The sequence below is a fragment of the Micromonospora sp. NPDC002411 genome (assembly GCF_053592955.1).
On record NZ_JBSFBM010000001.1, the window covers coordinates 30,204 to 48,818 of the forward strand.

The window sequence follows — 18,615 nt, forward strand, 5'->3', positions numbered from 1 at the left end:
GATGGGCAGCCTGGAACTGATCGCTGTGGTCTCCGGAGCCGCCTGTGTGGCGGGCCTGCTGCTGGCCGTGGTGGCGTTGGTCGGCACCCGTCGACCCCCGGGGGCACGCCCAGGTGGGGGGTCCAGCCTCGGTCGGCTCTGGCGCGGACCTGGCAGCACGCCTGCCGAACAGAGGTCCTACCAGGCGCTGCTGGTCGCCGCGCTGATCGCGGGAGCGTTGGCGTTCCTGCTGACCGGGCTGCCGGTGGTGGGTCTCCTGGTGGCGGTCGCGGTGCCCGGAACCCCGTGGCTGTTCGGTGTGGGCAAGGCCGAACAGCGGGCGATCGCCCGGATCGAGGCGGTCGGCGAGTGGACCCGCCGACTCAAGGACGTCTCCAGCACCGGGCAGGGCCTCCAACAGTCGATCATCGGCACGATCGGCAGTGTGCCGCCCGGCATCGAGGACGAGGTACGGCTGCTCGCCGCCCGTCTACAGGCCGGCTGGATGGCCCGCTCCGCGCTGTTGGCGTTCGCCGACGAGATCTCCGACCCGGTCTGCGACCAGGTGGTCGCGGCGTTGATCCTGCACCTCTCCGACCGGGGCGAACGGCTCGGTGACGTGCTCGGCTCGATCGCCGGCGCGGCATCGGCGGAGGTGGCCACCCGCCGGGAGATCGAGGCCAAGCGCACCCAGCCCCGGTTCGCGGTCCGCTTCCTCACCGGAATGACCCTGGCGACCCTCGCGTACGGACTGATCAACACCGAGTACATCGAGCCGTACGGCACGCCTGTCGGTCAGGTGGTGATGGCTGTCCTCGGCGCCGCCTTCATCGGTCTGCTGGCCTGGGTGCGGTCGATGAGCCAGCCGCAGCGGCCGGCCCGGTTCCTCCCGACGCCCGACCCGAGCGAGGTGATCGCATGATGGTCAACTGGCAGTTGGTCACCGCGGTGTGCGGCGGCGCCGGCATCGGGTTAGGCGTGTTCCTGGTGATCCGGGAGCTGGTACCGGCGACTCCGGCGCTCGGGCCGGCGCTCCGTCGGCTGCACCAGCCGCCGGGCACCGGCCAGGTCGCCGCGACCGCTTCCCGCCGGTTGGACTGGTTGACCGGGTTCTCCCGCTGGCTGCGGCCACCGCACCGGCAGCTCGCCCTGATCGGCCAGACCTCCGAGCAGTACGCGCTGTCGGTGCTGCTCTCCGCGCTGATCGGGCTGGCCATGCCCACAGTGCTCGGGGTGGCGCTGGTGGTGCTCGGCGTCTCGTTCCCGCTCGTCGTACCGGTGCTCGGCAGCCTCGGCCTGGCGATGGTCGGCGCTCTGCTGGCACACCGAGCAGTGCTGACCAAGGCCGACGCCGCCCGCGACGAGTTCCGTCAGGCGGTCTGCACCTACCTGGATCTGGTGGCGTTGCAGCTCTCGGCAGCGCACGGGCCGGTGCAGTCGCTGGAACGGGCCGCGGCGGTCTGCGACGGCTGGGTGTTCGACCGGCTCCAGGAGTCGCTGCGGATCGCCCAGATGCAGATGCACGCGCCCTGGGACGAGCTACGCGACCTCGCCGACAAGATCGGCATCCCGGAGCTGGGCGACGTCGGAGCGATCATGCGCTCCTCCGGCAGTGAGGGCGCGCAGGTGCACGAGACCCTGCGCAGCCGGGCCGACTCGTTGCGCGACCAGATCCGCACCGACAACCTCGCCCGCGCCGAGGCTGTCACCAGCAAGCTCGACATCCCGGGCGCGCTTCTCGTCTTCGTGCTGCTCGGCTTCGTCGTCTATCCGTTCATCGCCCGTATCTGACCCCACCCCCGAAGGAGCACGCCATGTCCATCCTCAGCTATCTGCACGTCGTGCTGACGACGCGCCTGGCCGAGCTGCGCCGCGACGGCGAGCGCGGCGACAGCCCTGTTCCTACCGCTGTGATCATCTTCGGGCTCGTCTTCGTGGCCACGATCGTCACCGGGCTCGCCCTGAGCAAGGCCGACGACTGGATGACCAGCATCCCGACCCACGAGAACCCGACGGCCCCGAAGTAGCCAGCATGAGCAGAGCAGCGCGCCCGAGGAAACGCCGGACGGTCACCGCCGCCCGGCGTCACCTCGCGGGCGTCGACCGGGAGCGAGGGGCCAATCCGGTCGAGCTGGCCGTGATGATGCCGCTGATCCTGGTGCTGCTCTTCGCGTCGATCCAGATCGCGGCCGTCTTCCTTGCCCGCTCCACGGCGTTGAACGCCGCACAGAGCGGCGTCAACGCACAGCGGTCCTATCAGGCGGCGGGCGGTGTCGGGGTGGAGAGCGCCACTCAGTTCCTGGAGACCGCCGGCGGCTGGCTGGTGGGCTGGAAGGCGACCAGCCCGAGCTGCGTGATCATCGACGACGTCGAGGTGACCTGCACGGTGAGCGGCCGGTCCCTGTCGGTGGTACCGGGCGTGGACTTCGCGGTCCAGCAGACCGCCCACGGGACGGTGGAGAGGGTGACGACGCCGTGAACCGCACCGCCGAGCGCGGCTCGGTCTCCATCGAGGTGGCGGTGCTCGCGCCCGCGTTCATCGCGTTGATGGTGCTGGCCGGCATGGCCGGGCGTACCGCGCTCGCCGCGGAGGCGGTCGAGGCCGCCGCCCACGACGCCGCCCGGGCCGCCTCGATCTCCCGGGGGGCGAGCGCCGCGGAGACCGCGGCGCGGGACGCCGCCCAGAAGCAGCTGGACTGGCACGGTCTGGCCTGTAAGGGCGAGTTGGATCCCGAGTTCAAAAGTTCGGTGGGCACGGTGACCGCCGGCGACTTCGACCACGCTTTCAACAGCGATGTCGGTCAGGACGCCACAGTGACGGTGGAGATCGTCTGCCTGGTGTCGTTCGACGACATCCTGCTCGGCATCCTGCCCGGGATGCCCGGCGAGAAGAAGGTCTCGGCGACGTTCACCTCGCCGTTGGACCGCTACCGGAGCCGGCAATGACCCCCAGCAGGCCGCCACCTGACCACTCGCACTCGGGTGAGCACGGCCGGGTGAGCATCTTCCTCGCGGTGACGATGATCGGAGTGCTGGCCATCATCGGCCTCTCCTTCGACAGCGCCGGGCAGCTCCGCACCCTGCAACGCGCCCAGAACCTGGCCGCCGAGGCGGCGCGGGCCGGCGGCCAGGCCATCGACCGAGCCACCGCCATCGAGGGCGGACCGAAGCGGATCGACCAGGAAGAGGCGGTCAAGGCGGTCGACAACTACCTGGCCGTCGCCGGCACCGCCGGTCACACAGTGAGCTTCCCGCAGGTCGGCGGGGAAACCCGGATCCGGGTGACAGTCACCATCACCTACCACCGCTCGATGCTCGGACCGTTCGTCAGTGGCAAGACGGTCACCGTCACCGGCGAGGCGACCGCGAGTGCCATCACCACAGCACCGTAGGAAGGAAGGCAGCCATGCCCGCATCGGGTGGGTCCGTCGTACGACGGACCGGACGGATCCTCACCGGCCTCGGCGCGCTGGCCGTGCTCCTGTTGCTGCTGGCCGGTGCGCCGATCGCGTTGCTGGCCTTCGCCGGAAACCCGCTGCCCGACCATCTCCCCACGATCAGCGAGGTGGGCACCGCCCTGACCAGCCGGGACGACGGGCAGCTCTTCCTGCGCGCACTTGCCATAGCCGGTTGGTTCGGCTGGGCCACCTTCGCCTTCTCCGTTCTCGTCGAGCTGGGTGCGCAGACCCTGCGTCGACCTGCGCCGAGGTTGCCCGGGATGGGCCGTCAGCAGAAGGCCGCCGCCGCGCTGGTCGGCTCGGTAGCGCTGATCCTCGTCGCCAGCCCGGCCGCTGCGAGCGCTGCCGCGTTCTACGGCCCTCCGGCGTACTCGGGCTCGGGCACGCCGACGGTGGCCACCCTGGCCGCGCCGACCCGCGCGGGCGCGACACCGGACACGGCAGCCCCGCTGGCCCGCAGCGGGCCACTCGGGTTGGCCGGGACGGAGGTGGCCGCACCGAGCGGATCGGCGGCGAACGGCGAGGCCGCGCCGGTGTACCGGGTCGCCCGGGGCGACTACCTCGGTGAGGTGGCCGAGCGTTATCTGGACGAGTTCGGTGACTACCGACAGCTCGCCAAGCTGAACAAGCTCGACGACCCGGATCGGATCCGCCCCGGCCAACTACTCCGGCTGCCGTCGGAGGCTGCCGACCAGGGGGCCCGCGAGCATGCGAGCGGCAGGCTGGTCGGCCGGCCCGCAGCGCCGAAGCCGCCCGCGCCCCGGCCGGCGCCCGAACCTGCCGCACCGGAGCGGGTGGACCCGGCACCACCCAGCGGTACGCAGTCAGCGGGCCAACCACCCGCGATGACTGTCGGCGCAGCCCGGGCCGGTGCGGACGACCGGGTGAACCGACCGCTCGCGGTCTCCGCTGTACTGGCCGTGGCGAGCATCGTCGGCGCCCAGATCGGCGCGGTCCTGGGTCTGCGTCGACGCCCGGCCACGGCCGGGGCGGCTCCCCGGTTGGCTACGTCCTCCCGTAAGCCCCGGGGCAGCACGTCGCGGAACACGGGCAAGACGTCGCGGAGCACCGGCAGCACGGGCCGAGCCACAAGCGCCGCCGGGCGGACCACCGGCGGAGCGGCTGGAAGCGGTGCGGCCTGGGCCGCCAGCCGGGCAGCCGCAGCCATCGAGGCTCCGCCACCACCCGCCGGCAGCGGGATGGCTGCCCCCGGCAGCACGGCGTTCCCCGGCGGTGGGATGGCTCCAACCGGCGGCTCGCCGCCCTACGGCGGCACGGCACCTCACGGCGGCGGGGTCGATCCCACCGGCGCGCCGGGTTGGGGCGATGACGACGGTTGGGCTGGTGACGGCGCCGAGGGTGGGCTGTTCACCGGCGGGCACGGTCTGGATTCCGTAGCGGACGGGCCACCGGTAGGCCGCCATCGACGCAGCTGATCCGGACCGGTCCGGGAACGATCCGGGCCCGACCCGATCGGAACCCGGCGCGATCAGATGTCTCCGTCACCCGACGACCCTCGCAGCGGGCCCCGGGGCGAGGTGTTCGGAGAGCGAAAGCCGTCAGGGCAGGCGGGTCTGGAGCACACCGTTCTCGATCCGGGTGGGCAGGATCTGCTGGTCGTTGCCGGACGGCCCCTGCACGACCTCGCCGCCGTTGAGGCGGAACGCGCTGCCGTGCCACGGGCAGACCACACAGGCGTGACCGTCGATCTCCTGCACCTCGCCCTCGCCGAGGGGCCCGCTCTGGTGCGGGCAGCGCTCCAACATCACGGTCACCTCGTCACCGTGCCGGTAGAGGATCACCGAGATGTCGTCGTCCACCTCCCGGGTGATCAGGGTGCGCTGCGGCAGCGTCGCCATGTCGACGAGCGAGTGCCAGCCGTCGGTCATCCGGCGCAACTCGGAGATGCTCTGGTTGACCTGCGCCCCCTGCTTGTACGCGAGGTGACCCCCGATGTACGCCCCGAGGCTGACTGTGGAGAGGCCGAGGAAGCCGAGAGCTCGACCGACGCCGTGCCGGCCGGACATCCGGGCGGCCAACGAACCGGCGTAGAGCGTCAGGCCGACGGTGTTGGCGGCGGCGTGCACCAGGCCGACGCGGCGCTGGTCCCGGGCGAGCGCCGCCCAGTCGTTCAGCCCGGCGATCGCCGCCGGCACGGCGCTGACGGTGCCCAGGCCGACCAGCATGGTGGCGGGTCGGCGTTGCCCGGGCATCAGGTCCAGGACCGCGGCGCTGATCCACGCGCCGACCGGCACCTGCACCATCGCCGGGTGCAGTGGGTGCCCGATGGTCACCCCGTGCAGCAGGTCCCGCAGCCGGCGCGGACGCAGCGTGCCGAGGACGACTCGCTGCAACCGGTCACCCGTCCGGTCCAGCCTGGATGCCTGCTCAACTTTCGTCAAAAGTGCTCGCACCCGTACCGACTTCCCGGCGAAGGGGGTCGCAAACCGGTCTCGGGCGACAAAACTGTCACTCAGCGCGATCTTGTCGTTGCGGCTCGGCGATCCAGGGGCGAACCTCCGGCCGAAGCCGCAAGATCGACCGGGATTGTGGGTGCCGGGCGACGCGGGCATGCTGAGCCGATGGGTGTGCGGGTGGAGCGTTCCGGGCCGGTGACGACGGTCGTGCTGGATCGGGCGGCCGCTCGCAACGCCGTCGACGGGCCGACCGCCCGGGCGCTTGCCGACGCCTTCCGGGCGTTCGAGGCCGACCCGGACGCGTCGGTCGCCGTGCTCTGGGGCGCCGGCGGCTCGTTCTGCGCCGGGGCGGACCTGAAGGCGATCGGCACGCCGAGTGGCAACCGGGTGGAGCCGGAGGGAGACGGGCCGATGGGTCCGACCCGGATGGCGCTGAGCAAGCCGGTGATCGCGGCGATCTCCGGGTACGCGGTGGCCGGCGGGCTCGAGTTGGCGCTCTGGTGCGACCTGCGGGTCGCCGAGTCCGACGCGACGCTCGGGGTGTTCTGCCGCCGCTGGGGGGTGCCGCTGATCGACGGTGGCACCGTCCGGCTGCCCCGGCTGATCGGTGAGAGCCGGGCGATGGACCTGATCCTCACCGGCCGTCCGGTGTCGGCGGACGAGGCGTACACCATGGGGTTGGTCAATCGGGTGGTGCCACCCGGCCAGGCGCGGGCGGCGGCCGAGGAGTTGGCGGCGACGATCGCCTGGCACCCGCAGACCTGCCTGCGCAACGACCGGGCGGCGATGCTGGCCGGCGCGGGGCGAGGAGAGCCGGAGGCGCTGGCGACCGAGTTGGCGTACGGGATGGATTCGCTGGCCACTGACGCGGCGGCCGGTGCGGCCCGGTTCGCCGCGGGCGAGGGCCGACACGGCGCGACGCCGCCGGGAGGGTGGGACCTCCCGACGGCGTCGGCTACCGGCTAGCTCAGTTGCGGATGATGGTGAACGTCGAGGTGGGGTTCTGGATGTCCACCGCGTTGTTGCTCAACCGGAGGTTGTTGAAGGTGACCGACCCGACGGCCGGCCCCTGCCCCGCCTCCGGCATCGGGTTCGCCCAGATGGCGAAGCCGGACTTCGCGTCGTAGGCGTCCCCGCTCTTCCGGGCACCGCTGATCGAGACGTTCGTGAAGACCGTGTCGGTGATGGGGTTCTGCGGCTGCCCACCGACGTAGTTGGTCTGGAACATGATGCCGCTGTAGGTCGGATCGATGATGTCGACATCGCTGACCCGGATGCCCTGGAACACCTTCGAGGCGGAGAAGACCCAGATCGCCGGGAAGGTCTGCCCACCCCAGAAGTGCCCACCGGCCCGGACGATCGAGATGTTCTCGAACCGGGTCGGCGGGTTGGCGCCGAAGCCGTTCATCGGGTAGCCGAAGTCGAGTGAGCTGATGGTGATGCCGGAGTAGACAAGCGTGTCCGCGATGTAGATGTTGCGGAACGTGTTGCCGTAGCCGCCGTACACGGCGACACCGGCGGCCCGCCAGGTCAGGGTCGAGGTCAGGTTCTCGTAGATGTTGTCCTTCATGTCGGCGCCGCCCGCGTCGATGGCCGAGAACAGCGCGAAGCTGTCGTCGCCGGTGGCCCGGGCGTCGTTGTTGCTGACCAGGTTGTTGGTGCTCCCGTTGGTCATGTTGATGCCGTCGGCGAACATGTTCCGGATCCGGGAGTTCTTGATCGTCATGTAGTCGGTGTTCGCGCCCCAGTAGAGGCACACCATGTGCTCGTTCCAGATGTTGTCGATCACGATGTTCGACACGTTGGCGAAGTCGAACACCTTGCCCGGACCGTCGATCCGGGAGGTGTAGTTGCCGAAGTAGGCGAAGTTCTTGAACGAGGAGTTCGCCGCCGAGTTCTCAGCCCGGAAGCCGATGTCGGTGTTGTCCTGGCCCGACGGAGCGTTGAACCGGGTGTACCAGGGTCCGGCGCCGGTCACCTGGACGGCCTTGCCGTACACCTGGAACTTCGACGAGGTGGAGTAGTTACCAGCCGGCAGGTACACCCCGACCAGGTTGCCGGTGGTGTCCATCCGCACCCGGTCCAGGGCGTTCTGCACGTCCTGGTGGGTGAAGCCGGTCGGCGTGGTGTAGCGCGCCGGGTCCGGGTTGGCGATCGGCGCCACCTGCTCGGTGTTGATGAAGTCGATCGCGTACGTGGTGGTGTTGGCCGGGTCCTTCTGGAGGCGGATCTTGCTGCCGGCCGGGACTGTGGAGTTGAGCATGACGTTGGCTTCGTCGTAGATGTGCCGCGGTCCGCCCGCGCTCGGCGAGTTGCCCGGGCTGGCCTCGTTGCCATAGAGCCAGGCGTACCGGGACGTCAGGTCGATGGCCTTGTGGAAGGTGCCGTTGACGTAGACGTTCAGCGTCGAGTTGATCCCACCGCCGCCCGGTGCATCCGGGATGGAGAAGCGGGTGACCAGCGTGTTGGTGCTGGCCCGGGTGGTGAACTCGACGTAGCTGCCGCTCGAGTTGAGGGTCACCGCCCGACGGCCGGACGCCTCACCGGCCAGGTCGCCGATCTCCCGGTTCGGCCCGACGACTGCCGCGCCGCCGCCGACCACGCCGTCCTCGGCCTCGTACATGTCGTACGGCATGTTCGCGCCGCGCCCCACGAAGAGCGGGCGGTCACTCGTGTTGTTGGCCTGCTTGACCGGCAGCTCGTTGCCGTCCACGGCGAGCACCACCCGGACGGTGTACTTGCCGTTCGCGGCGGTCCAGGTGCCCAGGTTGATCGGGCCGACCGTCGCACCGGCGTTGATCACACCGGAGTACGAGCCGGTCAGGGTACGGACCACGGTGCCGGACTCGTTGAGCACGGTCAGGGTGATGCCGTGCGCACCGGAGGCGGAAGCCTGGTTGCCGGCGTTGCGGATGGACACGGAGAAGGTCACCGTGTTGCCCGCCGACGGGTTGCCCGGCGACCAGGCGACCGCCGAGGCGACGAGGTCGGAGCTGGCGACCGCGGCGACGACCAGCGGGCTGGGGTTGGTGTAGCTGTTGTTGGTGTCGTCCTGCTCGACGACGGTGTTCGACTCGTCGACCTTCGCGCTGAGCGGGTAGCTGCCCGAGTCGCGGGTGCCGATGCTGGCGCTGACGGTGGTCGACGCCCCGGCGGCGAGGCTGCCGACCGACGCGGTGCCGACCCGGGTGGAGCCCAGGTAGAAGTTGACGTTGGTAGCGCCGGAGGTCGCCGAGCCAGCGTTGCGCACCGTCGCGGAGAGCGTGATGGTGCTGGTCTCCACCGGTGCGGACGGGCTGAACGACATGCCGGTCACTGTCAGGTCCGGGTTCGGCGCCGGGGTGCCGAAGACCTGGAACTCGGCCACCTGCCCGGCCGGAGCGCCGGTGTTCGAGGCGATCGAGAGCCGGACGTCGGCCGCCGCGCCGGAGACCGGGATGGTCACCGTGTTGCCGCTGCCCGGGTTGAAGGCGTAGTTCGCCGCACCGACGAGGGTCGTGAAGCTCGACGAGCCCTGGTCCCGGCCGAGCACTGTGATGTTCTGCGTACGCGCGCCCCAGGCCGAGTCCGGGTTCAGCTTGATCACGACCTGGCTGAGGCTGGCGTTAGCGCCGAGCTGCACGGTCAACGTGCTCGGGTTGCCGTTGCCCTCCCAGTAGGTGGCCACGTTGTTGTCGTTGGCGTTGGTGGCCACGAACGTGTGCACGAAGCCGGAGGCGGTGATCGGTTTGCCGATCGCCAGGTTGCTCCCGGTCGGCGGGTTGCCGGTGCCGGTGCGCGTCACGGTGTTGCTGTTCGCCACCGTCCTGCTCAGCTTCGCCGTACGAGGGGTCGAAGAGGTCAGGGAGCGATGTAGGTGACCGTGATCTGCTGGTAGCCGAGGGAGCGGAGCAGCCCCTCCAGCATCTTGCGGGTGTTCTCCTCGGCTCGGGCGGAGAGACCACTGTCGCGGGCGGCGGCGGTGATCCGTTCCTCGGCGAGCTTGTAGACCTGCTGCTGCCGGTTGGGGTCGTTGCCGACCAGGTCACCGAGCCGGTTGAGCAGACCACGCTGCTCCGCGAAGACGTAGCTCTTGTCCATGTCGAGGTTGGTCTCGCCGAGCTGCGGCGCCGGCAGCTTGATCTCGACGGACTTGCCGTCGGCCGACTGGACGATGGCCCCGTCACCGATCTTGGTGAAGTCGACGTAGGCCTCGACGCTGCCGGCCCCGACGAACAGGGTGCGCTCGTTGAGCAGGAAGTCGGGGACGTTGCGCCGGTCGTTCTGGGTGTCGACCACCACCTGGAAGTTGCCCTCCGCGGCCACGTAGCGGCTGAGATCCTGGATCGACTTCAGCAGCGGTGGCTGGCTGCGGTCGGTCTGCTCCTTGGCGAACGGGTTACGGAACTCCGGCAGGAAGCCGGTCGCCTGGATGCCGAGCAGCACCACCACGGCCAGCGCGGCGGCACCGAGCAGCAGGAGCAGGCCTCGGGCCGCCCCACCACCGCCGCCAGGCGGCGGGCTGTCGGGGCCGCCATAGCCTCCGGAGCCGTCGCCCGGTGTGTCAATGGTCGGCTCGGGTGTCGCGGCCGACCGCTCCTTGAGGTTGTCGCCGGTCGGGTAACCGGGGAACTCCCTCGTGGGCTCGTTGGTGCCAGCGTCGCGGGCCATCACGCTCACCGTCCTTGTCAGACACGTCGTCTGTCAATGACGGTACGGCCCCCGTGCGACAGTCGCGCGTCGAGCGCCCGGAAAGCACAAACGGGCAGGTCAGGCGAACGCCGAGAGCCCGGTGAGCCGCTGTCCCACGACCAGTTGGTGGATCTCGGACGTGCCCTCGTACGTCAGCACGCTCTCCAGGTTGTTGGCGTGCCGCATGATCGGGTATTCGCCGGAGACGCCGTTGGCGCCGAGGATGGTGCGGCACTGCCGCGCGATGGCCAGGGCCTCCCGCACGTTGTTCAACTTGCCCACGCTGACCTGGTCGGGCCGCAGCCGGTGGGCGTCGGCGAGCCGACCCAGGTGCAGGGCGAGGAGTTGCCCCTTCACCAGCTCGACGGCCATGTCGGCGAGCTTGGCCTGGGTGAGCTGGAACCCGGCGAGCGGACGGCCGAACTGGGTGCGGGTGCCCGCGTACGCCAGTGTGGTTTCCAGACAGTCGCGGGCGGCGCCGACCGCGCCCCAGACGATGCCGTACCTGGCCTCGGTGAGGCAGCTCAGCGGCGCCTTGAGCCCGCTCGCCTCGGGCAGTCGGGCGTCCGCCGGGAGCCGGACGTCGTCGAGCGCGATCTCGCCGGTGACCGACGCGCGCAGCGACATCTTGCGGCGGATCTCCCGTGCCGTGACACCGGGCGTGTCCATGGGTACGGCGAAGCCGCGCACTCCCTCGTCGGTGCGCGCCCAGATCACCGCGACGTCGGCGATCGGCGCGTTGGTGATCCACATCTTGGCACCGGTGAGCACCCAGTCGTCGCCGTCGCGGCGGGCCCGGGTGGTCATCGAGGCGGGGTCGGAGCCGTGGTCCGGCTCGGTCAGACCGAAACAGCCGATCGCCTCGCCGGTGGCCATCGACGGCAGCCAGCGTTGCTTCTGCTCCTCGCTGCCGTAGCGCCAGATGGCGTACATGGCGAGCGAACCCTGCACCGAGACCAGCGAGCGGAGGCCGGAGTCGCCGGCCTCCAGTTCCTGGCAGGCCAGCCCGTACGCGACGGCGGAGGCACCCGCGCAGCCGTAGCCGGTGAGGTGCATGCCGAGCAGGCCGAGTTTGCCGAACTCCCGGGCCAGTTCGCGGGCCGGCACCTGGCCCTGCTCGTACCAGTCTGCGACGTGCGGGCGCACCCGGTCGTCGACGAGCTGGCGGACGACGTCGCGGATCTGCCGCTCTTCGTCGGTGAGCGACGGGTCCAGGTCGAGCAGGTCCAGCGGAGCGGTCATGGACGCCACCTTAACGAAGGCTCAGCGCGCGACAGAAGGGCTCGTCACTCGATCGACTCGGAGAGCACCAGCACCCGGGCGTGGATCTGGTTGCGCTGCTGGAGGGCGGCGCGCAGCGCGCGGTGCAGTCCGTCCTCCAGGTAGAGCCCACCGTTCCACTGCACCACGTGCGGGAAGAGGTCACCGTAGAAGGTGGAGTCCTCGGCGAGCAGCTTGTCGAGCGCCAACTCGCGCTTGGTGGTGATCATCTGGTCCAGGCGCAGTGGCCGGGGCGGAATCTCCGCCCACTGCTTGAGCGTCAGATTGTGCTCCGGATAGGGACGCCCGTCCCGGACCGCTCTGAAGATCACGACGGCACGCTCCCCTCCCCGTGGCCGGGCCGACCGACGGCGCCGAGCCGGGCCGCGGCGGGCACCGCGCGGCGCGGCACCGATGACCGTGCCAGCCTAGCCGCCCACCGCACGCTGCGTTTCGCTCCCTGATGTCAGTTTCACTACCGGTCGTCCGATCCTCAAGCGGACAAACGGGACGGCGCGCTCAGCTCCACCGGCCGCGCCGCACCACCTCGTCCATCGGACGACGTCCCCGACGCAGCGACGGTGACCTATGGTCGGCCGCTCGGTAACCGATTGTGACGGCACCGACGGGTTGGTACTCCTCCGGCACGCCGAACGCGTGCCGGTAGGTGGCCAATCGCTGCGGCGGAATGCCGAAGAAACAGGCCCCCAACCCCTCGTCCACGGCGGTGAGCAGCATCAGCAGCGCCGCGAAGCCGGTGTCCACGTGCCAGTACGGCACCGGCCAGCGGTCCACGGACTGGTCCGTCCACCCCTTGTCCGGCTCCGCGTACCGCCGCAGGTAGGCCGACTCGTTGGCGTGCGGCACCACGATCAGCGGCGCCCGGCGCATGCCGGCCAGCCAGCGTTCCCGCCCACCGCCGTCGGGTGTGGTGGCGGCCCAGAACCGCTCCCGGTCGGCGGGCTCCTCCAGGACCAGGAAGCCCCAGCCCTGAGCGAAGCCGGCCGACGGTGCCCGGACCGCGTGGTCGAGCAGCCGGTTCACCACGTCGGGCGGGACCGGGCGGTCCGGGTCGTAGTTGCGCACCATCCGCCGACGCCGGACGACCTCGGCGAACTCCATCAGGCCCCGGGCCGGATGCCCCAGGCACCCCGCCAGGTCGTACCGGGCTTGAGAGTGAGCAGGTCCCGGCCCGAACGGAACGCGTCCGGCGGGCAGGTCATCGGCTCGATCGCCACCGAGCGGCGGTGCCGGTCACCGACGAGGGCGTCCCCGGTGAACACCTGCCACCAGCCGAACTCCGCGTCCGCCCAGATGCTGACCCCCGCCGAACCGTCCGGCGCGGCCAGGCTCACCGACGAGCCGCCGTCGGGGTCGCGGATCACCTCACCGAAGCAGAGATCCAGCTCGGCGGCACCGATCCGGCGCGGGCTGGTCCAGTCGTACTCCGTCCCGACCACCGGTGTCACGCCGACCGGCAGCAACCGGCCGTCCACCAGCATTCGGGTACGGGTCGGCAGCCGCATGACCAGGTCGTCGACCGCGACCCCCGGCAGTTGCAGGTACGGGTGCACGGAGAAGCCGAACGGCGCGGCCTCCTCGCCGGTGTTGGTCACCTCGTGCTCGACGCGCAGCCCGTCCGCGCCGACGCTCCAACGGCTGAGCAGCCGCAGCGGCCACGGGTAACCGGGCTGCGGCGGAAGGTCGTAGCCGACGGTCACGGCGTCCTCGGACTGCTCCAGCAGACGCCACGGCACCCAGTTGACCAGGCCGTGGATGGCCACGTGCCGCTCCGGCTCGGTCAGCGGCAGCTGGTGCGTCCGCTCGCCGAACGCGTAGCGGCCGTCGCGGATCCGGTTCGGCCACGGCGCCAGCACCTGCCCGGCGCAGCCCGGGCTGACCTCGTCGGTCCGGTACCCGTCGACCAGGTCGACGCCGTCGTGCCGGTACGTCCGGAGCCCGCCGCCCACCTCCACGATGACGGCCTCGTGGCCGGCGGCGGAGATGGTCCACTGGGCGCCGGAGAACGGGCGCTGATCGGGGCTTTCCATGTCGGCGACCCTAACCGGTCAGGTTCGGTCGCCGCTCGACGCCGTCACCGCCCGGTAGCGCAGCAACGCCGGGAACGCGACAGCGAGCACCACCACGAGCACCGCCGAGGCGAGCCCGCCGGCCACCCAGGCCACCCCGCCGCCGAAACCGGCCGCCATCGTGCCGGCCCGCAGGTCGCCCAGGCGTGGGCCACCGGCCACCACCACGGTGTTGACGCCCTGGAGTCGGCCGCGCATCCGGTCCGGGGCGTAGACCAGCAGCATCGACTGGCGTAGCACCGCGCTGATCAGGTCGGCGGCACCGGCCACGGCGAGCAGGAGCACCATCAGCCAGAGCTGGTGGGCGAGGCCGGCCGCGGCGATCGCCAGGCCCCAGCCCACCACCGCGAGCACCAGACCGACGCCCTGCCGGCGGAGTCGACCGATCCAGCCGGAGGTCAGCCCACCGATCATCGAGCCGATCGCGATGGCGCTGTAGAGCAGGCCGACCGACCCGCCGCCGCCGAACCGTTCGTGGGCGATCTCCGGGAACAGCGCCCGCGGCATGGCGAGGATCATCGCGATCAGGTCCACGCCGAAGGACAGCAGCAGGACGGGTGTGCTGGCCAGGTAACGGAATCCGTCGACGACGCTGGCCAGACCGGCCCGGCGGACCTGACCGTCCTCGGTCGGCTCGGGCGGCAGCTTGGGCAGTCGCAGCGCGGCCCAGAGCATCGCCGTGAACAGCACCGCGTCCAGCCCGTACGCGATCGGCAGGACCACGGCGGTGTCCGGCGACGCGGAGAGGATCAGGCCGGCGGCGAGCGGCCCGGCGACCGAGGCGGCGGTGAACGTCGTGTAGTTCAGGGTGGTGGCGGACGCCACCAGGTCCTCCGGCACCAGGCGGGGCAGCATCGCGCTGCGGGCCGGCGAACTGATCGCGAACGCCACCGACTGCACCGCCATCAGCGCCAACAGCAGCACCGGGCTGCCCACGTCCAGCACCGCCTGGAGCAGCAGTCCGAGAGTGGATGCCCAAAGCAACAATGAGCCACCGAGCAGGACGGCACGTCGGTCGCGGGCGTCGGCGACCGCGCCGCCCCAGAGCCCGAAGACCAGCAGCGGTACGAAGGCCGCCACGCCCAGCAGACCCACCCAGAACGAGTCCCGGGTCAGGGCGTACATCTCCACCGGCACCGCGACGGCGGTGAACTGGAAACCGAACATCGCCACTGTGTTGCCGAGCCACAGCCGCCGGTACGCGGGCACGCGCAGCGGCCGTACGTCGATCGCCCAGCGGCGCGCTCCGCGCGGCCGAGCCTCCTGCACACCCGTCACGGCGCCAACCGCTCGACGACCCAGCCGCCCTCGTCGAGGCGGCGGAAGCGGAGCCGGTCGTGCAACCGGCCGGACCGGCCCTGCCAGAACTCCACCGACTCGGGGTGCACCCGCAAACCGCCCCAGTGCGGCGGGGTCGGGATCTCCGCCGCGCCGGCGAACCGCTCGGTCACCTCCTGGTAGCGCTCCTCCAGCACCGACCGACCCGACACCACCTGGGACTGTGGGCTGGCCCAGGCGCCCAGTTGGGAGCCGCGCGGCCGGCTGGCGAAGTACGCCTCGCTCGTCGCGCGGTCGACCGGCGCGACCCGCCCGGCGACCACCACCTGACGCTGCATGGGGAACCACGGAAAGACCAGGCTGGCGTACGGGTTGGTGGACGCCTCGACGCCCTTGCGCGACAGGTGGTTGGTGAAGAAGACGAAGCCCTCCGGGTCGTACCCCTTCAGCAGCACCGTCCGGCCGCTCGGCCGGCCGGCCGGGTCCGCGGTGCCCACCACCATCGCGTTCGGTTCGGGCAGCCCGAAGGCCACCGCGTCGGCGAACCAGCTGTCGAACTGGCTGTGCCATTCGGTGGCCAGGTCAGCCTCGGTCAGGCCCAGGTCTGCGGCGTACTCGTTACGCATCGCAGCCGGGGCGGGTGTGTCACCCGTCACGTCCCCACTCCTTCTCGGCACGCTTGCCGGCGCCCTCCCGCGCTGGCCAGCCCGCACTGCCCAGTCTCACCGAGTGAAGCGGAGATTGCGCGCCCGAGGATGTCGCGTGCAGCACAGTCGCAGCGGGTCGCGTATCCCTTACTCAGCAGGCAGTATGTTGCGAACACATCCCTGAGGGTCGCCTAAGGCGCTCGGCCGACCAGGCCGGATGAGCTGTTCGGGCGCACCGACCAGATCCAGGAGAGCGACATGGCCGATTTCAAACCCGGGCTGGAGGGCGTCGTCGCCTTCGAGACCGAGATCGCCGAACCTGACCGCGAGGGTGGCGCGCTGCGCTATCGCGGGGTCGACATCGAGGATCTGATCGGCCAGGTGTCGTTCGGCAACGTGTGGGCGCTGCTGGTCGACGGCCGGTTCGGGCCGGGCCTGCCGCCGGCGGAGCCGTTCCCGGTGCCGGTGCACTCCGGTGACATCCGCGTCGACGTGCAGTCCGCGGTCGCCATGCTGGCCCCGTACTGGGGGCTCAACCAACTGTTGGACATCTCCGACGAGCAGGCCCGCGAGGATCTGGCCCGGGTCTCGGTGACCGCGCTCTCCTTCGTCGCCCAGTCCGCCCGGGGCCTCGGCCTGCCGGCGGTGCCGCAGAAGGAGATCGACAAGGCGCAGACCATCGTCGAGCGGTTCATGAAGCGCTGGCGCGGCGAACCCGACCCGCGGCACGTGAAGGCCGTCGACGCGTACTTCATCTCGGCCGCCGAGCACGGCCTGAACGCGTCCACCTTCACCGCTCGCATCGTCGCCTCGACCGGTGCGGACGCGGCTGCCTGCATCTCCTCCGGCATCGGTGCCCTCTCCGGTCCGCTGCACGGTGGCGCCCCGTCCCGGGTGCTCAGCATGCTGGAGGCGGTGGAGCGCAGCGGCGACGCGGAGGGCTACGTCAAGGGCGTACTCGATCGCGGTGAGCGGTTGATGGGCTTCGGCCACCGCGTCTACCGGGCCGAGGACCCGCGCGCCCGCGTGCTCCGGCGCACTGCCAAGGAGTTGGGCGCGCCGCGCTTCGAGATCGCCGAGGCGCTGGAGAAGGCCGCCCTCGCCGAGTTGCAGGCCCGCCGCCCGGACCGGGTGCTGGCCACCAACGTCGAGTTCTGGTCGGCCGTGGTGCTGGACTTCGCCGAGGTGCCGGCGCACATGTTCACCTCGATGTTCACCTGCGCACGGATGGGCGGCTGGAGCGCGCACATCCTGGAGCAGAAGCGTCTCCAGCGGCTGGTGCGCCCGTCCGCCCGCTACGTCGGCCCGGAGACCCGCAAGCCGTCCGACGTCGAGGGTTGGGGCGCGATCCCGCACGGCGTCTGAGCTGCTTACCGGGGCCCCGGCCCGACGTTCGGCGTCGGGTCGGGGCCCCTGCGCGTCGTGCCCCGGTCGGGCACGCCGGTGTGGCGAAGGCCTCAGACCTGCCCGCAGGGGCCCGGCTTCCACCGATGGGTCCGGGTGCGAGGATGGGGGCCGGCAGTGTCGCCGGGCCCGCCCTCGCCCTTGTGGAAGGATCTTGAAGACCGTGGCTGACGCACCGACCATCCGGATTCCCGATGACATCAAGCCCGCCGACGGACGTTTCGGCTGCGGCCCGTCCAAGGTCCGTCCCGCGGCGGTGTCCGCGCTGGCCGAGGTCGCTACCAGTTACCTGGGCACCTCGCACCGGCAGAAGACGGTCCGTGACCAGGTCGCCCGGCTGCGCTCCGGCATCGCCGAGTTCTTCTCGCTGCCCGAGGGCTACGAGGTCGTCATCGGCAACGGTGGCACCACCGCGTTCTGGGAGGTCGCCACCTTCGGCCTGATCCGCGACCGGGCCCAGTTCGCCAGCTTCGGCGAGTTCGGCGCCAAGTTCGCCAAGTCGGTGAAGGACGCGCCGTTCCTGGGTGAGCCGACCGTCCGCAAGGCCGACGCGGGCAGCGCGCCGACACTGGTCGCCGAGTCCGGCGTGGACGCGTACGCGACGCCGCAGAATGAGACCTCGACCGGTGTGGCGGTCCCGATCAGCCGGGTGGCCGGCGCGGACGAGGGCGCGTTGCTGCTGGTCGACGCGACCTCCGGCGCGGGTGGCCTGGAGGTCAACGTCGGTGAGACCGACGTCTACTACTTCGCCCCGCAGAAGTGCTTCGGCTCCGACGGTGGCCTCTGGTTGGCCCTGATGTCGCCGGCCGCGCTGGACCGGGCCGCCGAGATCAAGGCGTCCGGGCGCTACATCCCCGCCTTCCTCGACCTGGTCACCGCGATCGACAACTCGCGGCTGGAGCAGACCTACAACACCCCGGCGCTGGCCACCATCTTCCTGGCGGCCGAGCAGACCGACTGGATGAACGCGCAGGGCGGCCTTTCCTGGGCGGCGAAGCGCACCGCCGAGAGCGCCGCCACGGTGTACGGCTGGGCGGAACGTTCCACGGTGGCCACCCCGTTCGTGACCGACCCGGCACTGCGCTCCAACGTGGTCGCCACGATCGACTTCGCCGACGGGGTGGACGCCACGGCCATCGCGAAGGCGCTGCGCGCCAACGGCATCGTGGACACCGAGCCGTACCGCAAGCTCGGGCGCAACCAGCTCCGGGTGGCGCTGTTCCCGGCCGTCGAGCCGGCCGATGTCGAGGCGCTGACCGCGTCCATCGACTACGTGGTCGAGCGACTCTGAGCTTCGTCACGGTCGGTGTCCGTCGGGGCCTCCACGGACACCGACCGTGATCATCGCCGCAGCTCAGTCACGACATGCGGGGTGTCGCTTCCCCCACCCCGAGGCAGATGCGCGTACGGT

General features: G+C 71.0%; 17 protein-coding genes and 2 pseudogenes. 10 read left to right on the top strand and 9 right to left on the bottom strand.

From position 1 onward, the window contains the following. The first annotated feature begins 1 nt into the window (after position 1). The 7 genes and pseudogenes from ACWCO3_RS00155 to ACWCO3_RS00185 form a co-directional block, all read left to right on the top strand. On the top strand, positions 2 to 901 hold the full coding sequence (locus ACWCO3_RS00155) for a type II secretion system F family protein (RefSeq protein ID WP_357931488.1): 900 nt from the start codon (positions 2 to 4) through the stop codon (positions 899 to 901). Beyond that, a complete protein-coding gene (locus ACWCO3_RS00160) occupies positions 901 to 1,770 on the top strand; it encodes a type II secretion system F family protein (protein ID WP_450007701.1) in 870 nt (289 codons plus the stop codon). Before ACWCO3_RS00155 ends, ACWCO3_RS00160 begins: the two co-directional genes overlap by 1 nt. 23 nt (positions 1,771 to 1,793) lie before the next feature. Then, complete coding sequence (locus ACWCO3_RS00165; RefSeq protein ID WP_145778140.1) at positions 1,794 to 2,006, top strand: hypothetical protein; 213 nt, start codon at positions 1,794 to 1,796, stop codon at positions 2,004 to 2,006. Positions 2,007 to 2,011: 5 nt separating this feature from the next. Beyond that, on the top strand, positions 2,012 to 2,458 hold the full coding sequence (locus ACWCO3_RS00170; RefSeq protein ID WP_450007652.1) for a TadE family protein: 447 nt from the start codon (positions 2,012 to 2,014) through the stop codon (positions 2,456 to 2,458). Beyond that, on the top strand, positions 2,455 to 2,925 hold the full coding sequence (locus tag ACWCO3_RS00175; RefSeq protein WP_357931492.1) for a TadE/TadG family type IV pilus assembly protein: 471 nt from the start codon (positions 2,455 to 2,457) through the stop codon (positions 2,923 to 2,925). Before ACWCO3_RS00170 ends, ACWCO3_RS00175 begins: the two co-directional genes overlap by 4 nt. Beyond that, complete coding sequence (locus tag ACWCO3_RS00180; protein WP_145778143.1) at positions 2,922 to 3,371, top strand: pilus assembly protein TadG-related protein; 450 nt, start codon at positions 2,922 to 2,924, stop codon at positions 3,369 to 3,371. The genes ACWCO3_RS00175 and ACWCO3_RS00180 overlap by 4 nt, the downstream gene beginning before the upstream one ends. A 14-nt stretch (positions 3,372 to 3,385) precedes the next feature. After that, a pseudogene (locus ACWCO3_RS00185) lies at positions 3,386 to 4,453 on the top strand (LysM peptidoglycan-binding domain-containing protein); the annotation flags it as partial. 543 nt (positions 4,454 to 4,996) lie between these two features. Here ACWCO3_RS00185 and ACWCO3_RS00190 read toward each other — a convergent pair. Next, positions 4,997 to 5,851 (bottom strand): DUF2231 domain-containing protein, encoded by an 855-nt coding sequence (locus ACWCO3_RS00190; protein WP_145778144.1) that lies wholly within the window; start codon positions 5,849 to 5,851, stop codon positions 4,997 to 4,999. A 168-nt stretch (positions 5,852 to 6,019) separates the two neighbouring features. On the opposite strand from ACWCO3_RS00190, the gene ACWCO3_RS00195 reads away from it, so the two are divergent. After that, the gene (locus ACWCO3_RS00195) at positions 6,020 to 6,820 is read left to right on the top strand and encodes a crotonase/enoyl-CoA hydratase family protein (protein WP_145778145.1); all 801 of its coding nucleotides are present in this window, start codon (positions 6,020 to 6,022) and stop codon (positions 6,818 to 6,820) included. Between the two features lies 1 nt (position 6,821). Here the strand turns inward: ACWCO3_RS00195 and ACWCO3_RS00200 are convergent. The 8 genes and pseudogenes from ACWCO3_RS00200 to pdxH all read right to left on the bottom strand — a co-directional run. Continuing rightward, a pseudogene (locus tag ACWCO3_RS00200) lies at positions 6,822 to 9,656 on the bottom strand (CARDB domain-containing protein); the annotation flags it as partial. A gap of 38 nt (positions 9,657 to 9,694) precedes the next feature. After that, positions 9,695 to 10,507: a DUF4230 domain-containing protein gene (locus tag ACWCO3_RS00205; RefSeq protein ID WP_423436201.1), complete on the bottom strand. Its 813-nt coding sequence runs from the start codon at positions 10,505 to 10,507 to the stop codon at positions 9,695 to 9,697. A 96-nt stretch (positions 10,508 to 10,603) separates the two neighbouring features. After that, a complete protein-coding gene (locus ACWCO3_RS00210; protein ID WP_145786032.1) occupies positions 10,604 to 11,767 on the bottom strand; it encodes an acyl-CoA dehydrogenase family protein in 1,164 nt (387 codons plus the stop codon). A 44-nt stretch (positions 11,768 to 11,811) separates the two neighbouring features. After that, the gene (locus ACWCO3_RS00215; protein ID WP_145786031.1) at positions 11,812 to 12,117 is read right to left on the bottom strand and encodes a type II toxin-antitoxin system VapB family antitoxin; all 306 of its coding nucleotides are present in this window, start codon (positions 12,115 to 12,117) and stop codon (positions 11,812 to 11,814) included. Between the two features lie 187 nt (positions 12,118 to 12,304). After that, complete coding sequence (locus ACWCO3_RS00220; protein ID WP_145786030.1) at positions 12,305 to 12,907, bottom strand: nitroreductase family protein; 603 nt, start codon at positions 12,905 to 12,907, stop codon at positions 12,305 to 12,307. Continuing rightward, positions 12,907 to 13,836, bottom strand: a complete 930-nt coding sequence (locus ACWCO3_RS00225) for an aldose 1-epimerase family protein (protein ID WP_450007658.1) — start codon at positions 13,834 to 13,836, stop codon at positions 12,907 to 12,909. Before ACWCO3_RS00225 ends, ACWCO3_RS00220 begins: the two co-directional genes overlap by 1 nt. A gap of 18 nt (positions 13,837 to 13,854) precedes the next feature. Further along, positions 13,855 to 15,153, bottom strand: coding sequence for an MFS transporter (locus ACWCO3_RS00230; RefSeq protein ID WP_145786028.1), 1,299 nt, complete (start codon positions 15,151 to 15,153; stop codon positions 13,855 to 13,857). Beyond that, entirely contained in the window at positions 15,150 to 15,779 is a 630-nt protein-coding gene (gene pdxH, locus ACWCO3_RS00235) for a pyridoxamine 5'-phosphate oxidase (RefSeq protein WP_450007703.1), read from the bottom strand. Before pdxH ends, ACWCO3_RS00230 begins: the two co-directional genes overlap by 4 nt. 279 nt (positions 15,780 to 16,058) lie before the next feature. On the opposite strand from pdxH, the gene ACWCO3_RS00240 reads away from it, so the two are divergent. Then, a complete protein-coding gene (locus ACWCO3_RS00240) occupies positions 16,059 to 17,165 on the top strand; it encodes a citrate synthase 2 (RefSeq protein ID WP_145786027.1) in 1,107 nt (368 codons plus the stop codon). Positions 17,166 to 17,367: 202 nt separating this feature from the next. After that, complete coding sequence (gene serC, locus ACWCO3_RS00245) at positions 17,368 to 18,495, top strand: phosphoserine transaminase (RefSeq protein WP_145786026.1); 1,128 nt, start codon at positions 17,368 to 17,370, stop codon at positions 18,493 to 18,495. Positions 18,496 to 18,615: the final 120 nt, after the last annotated feature.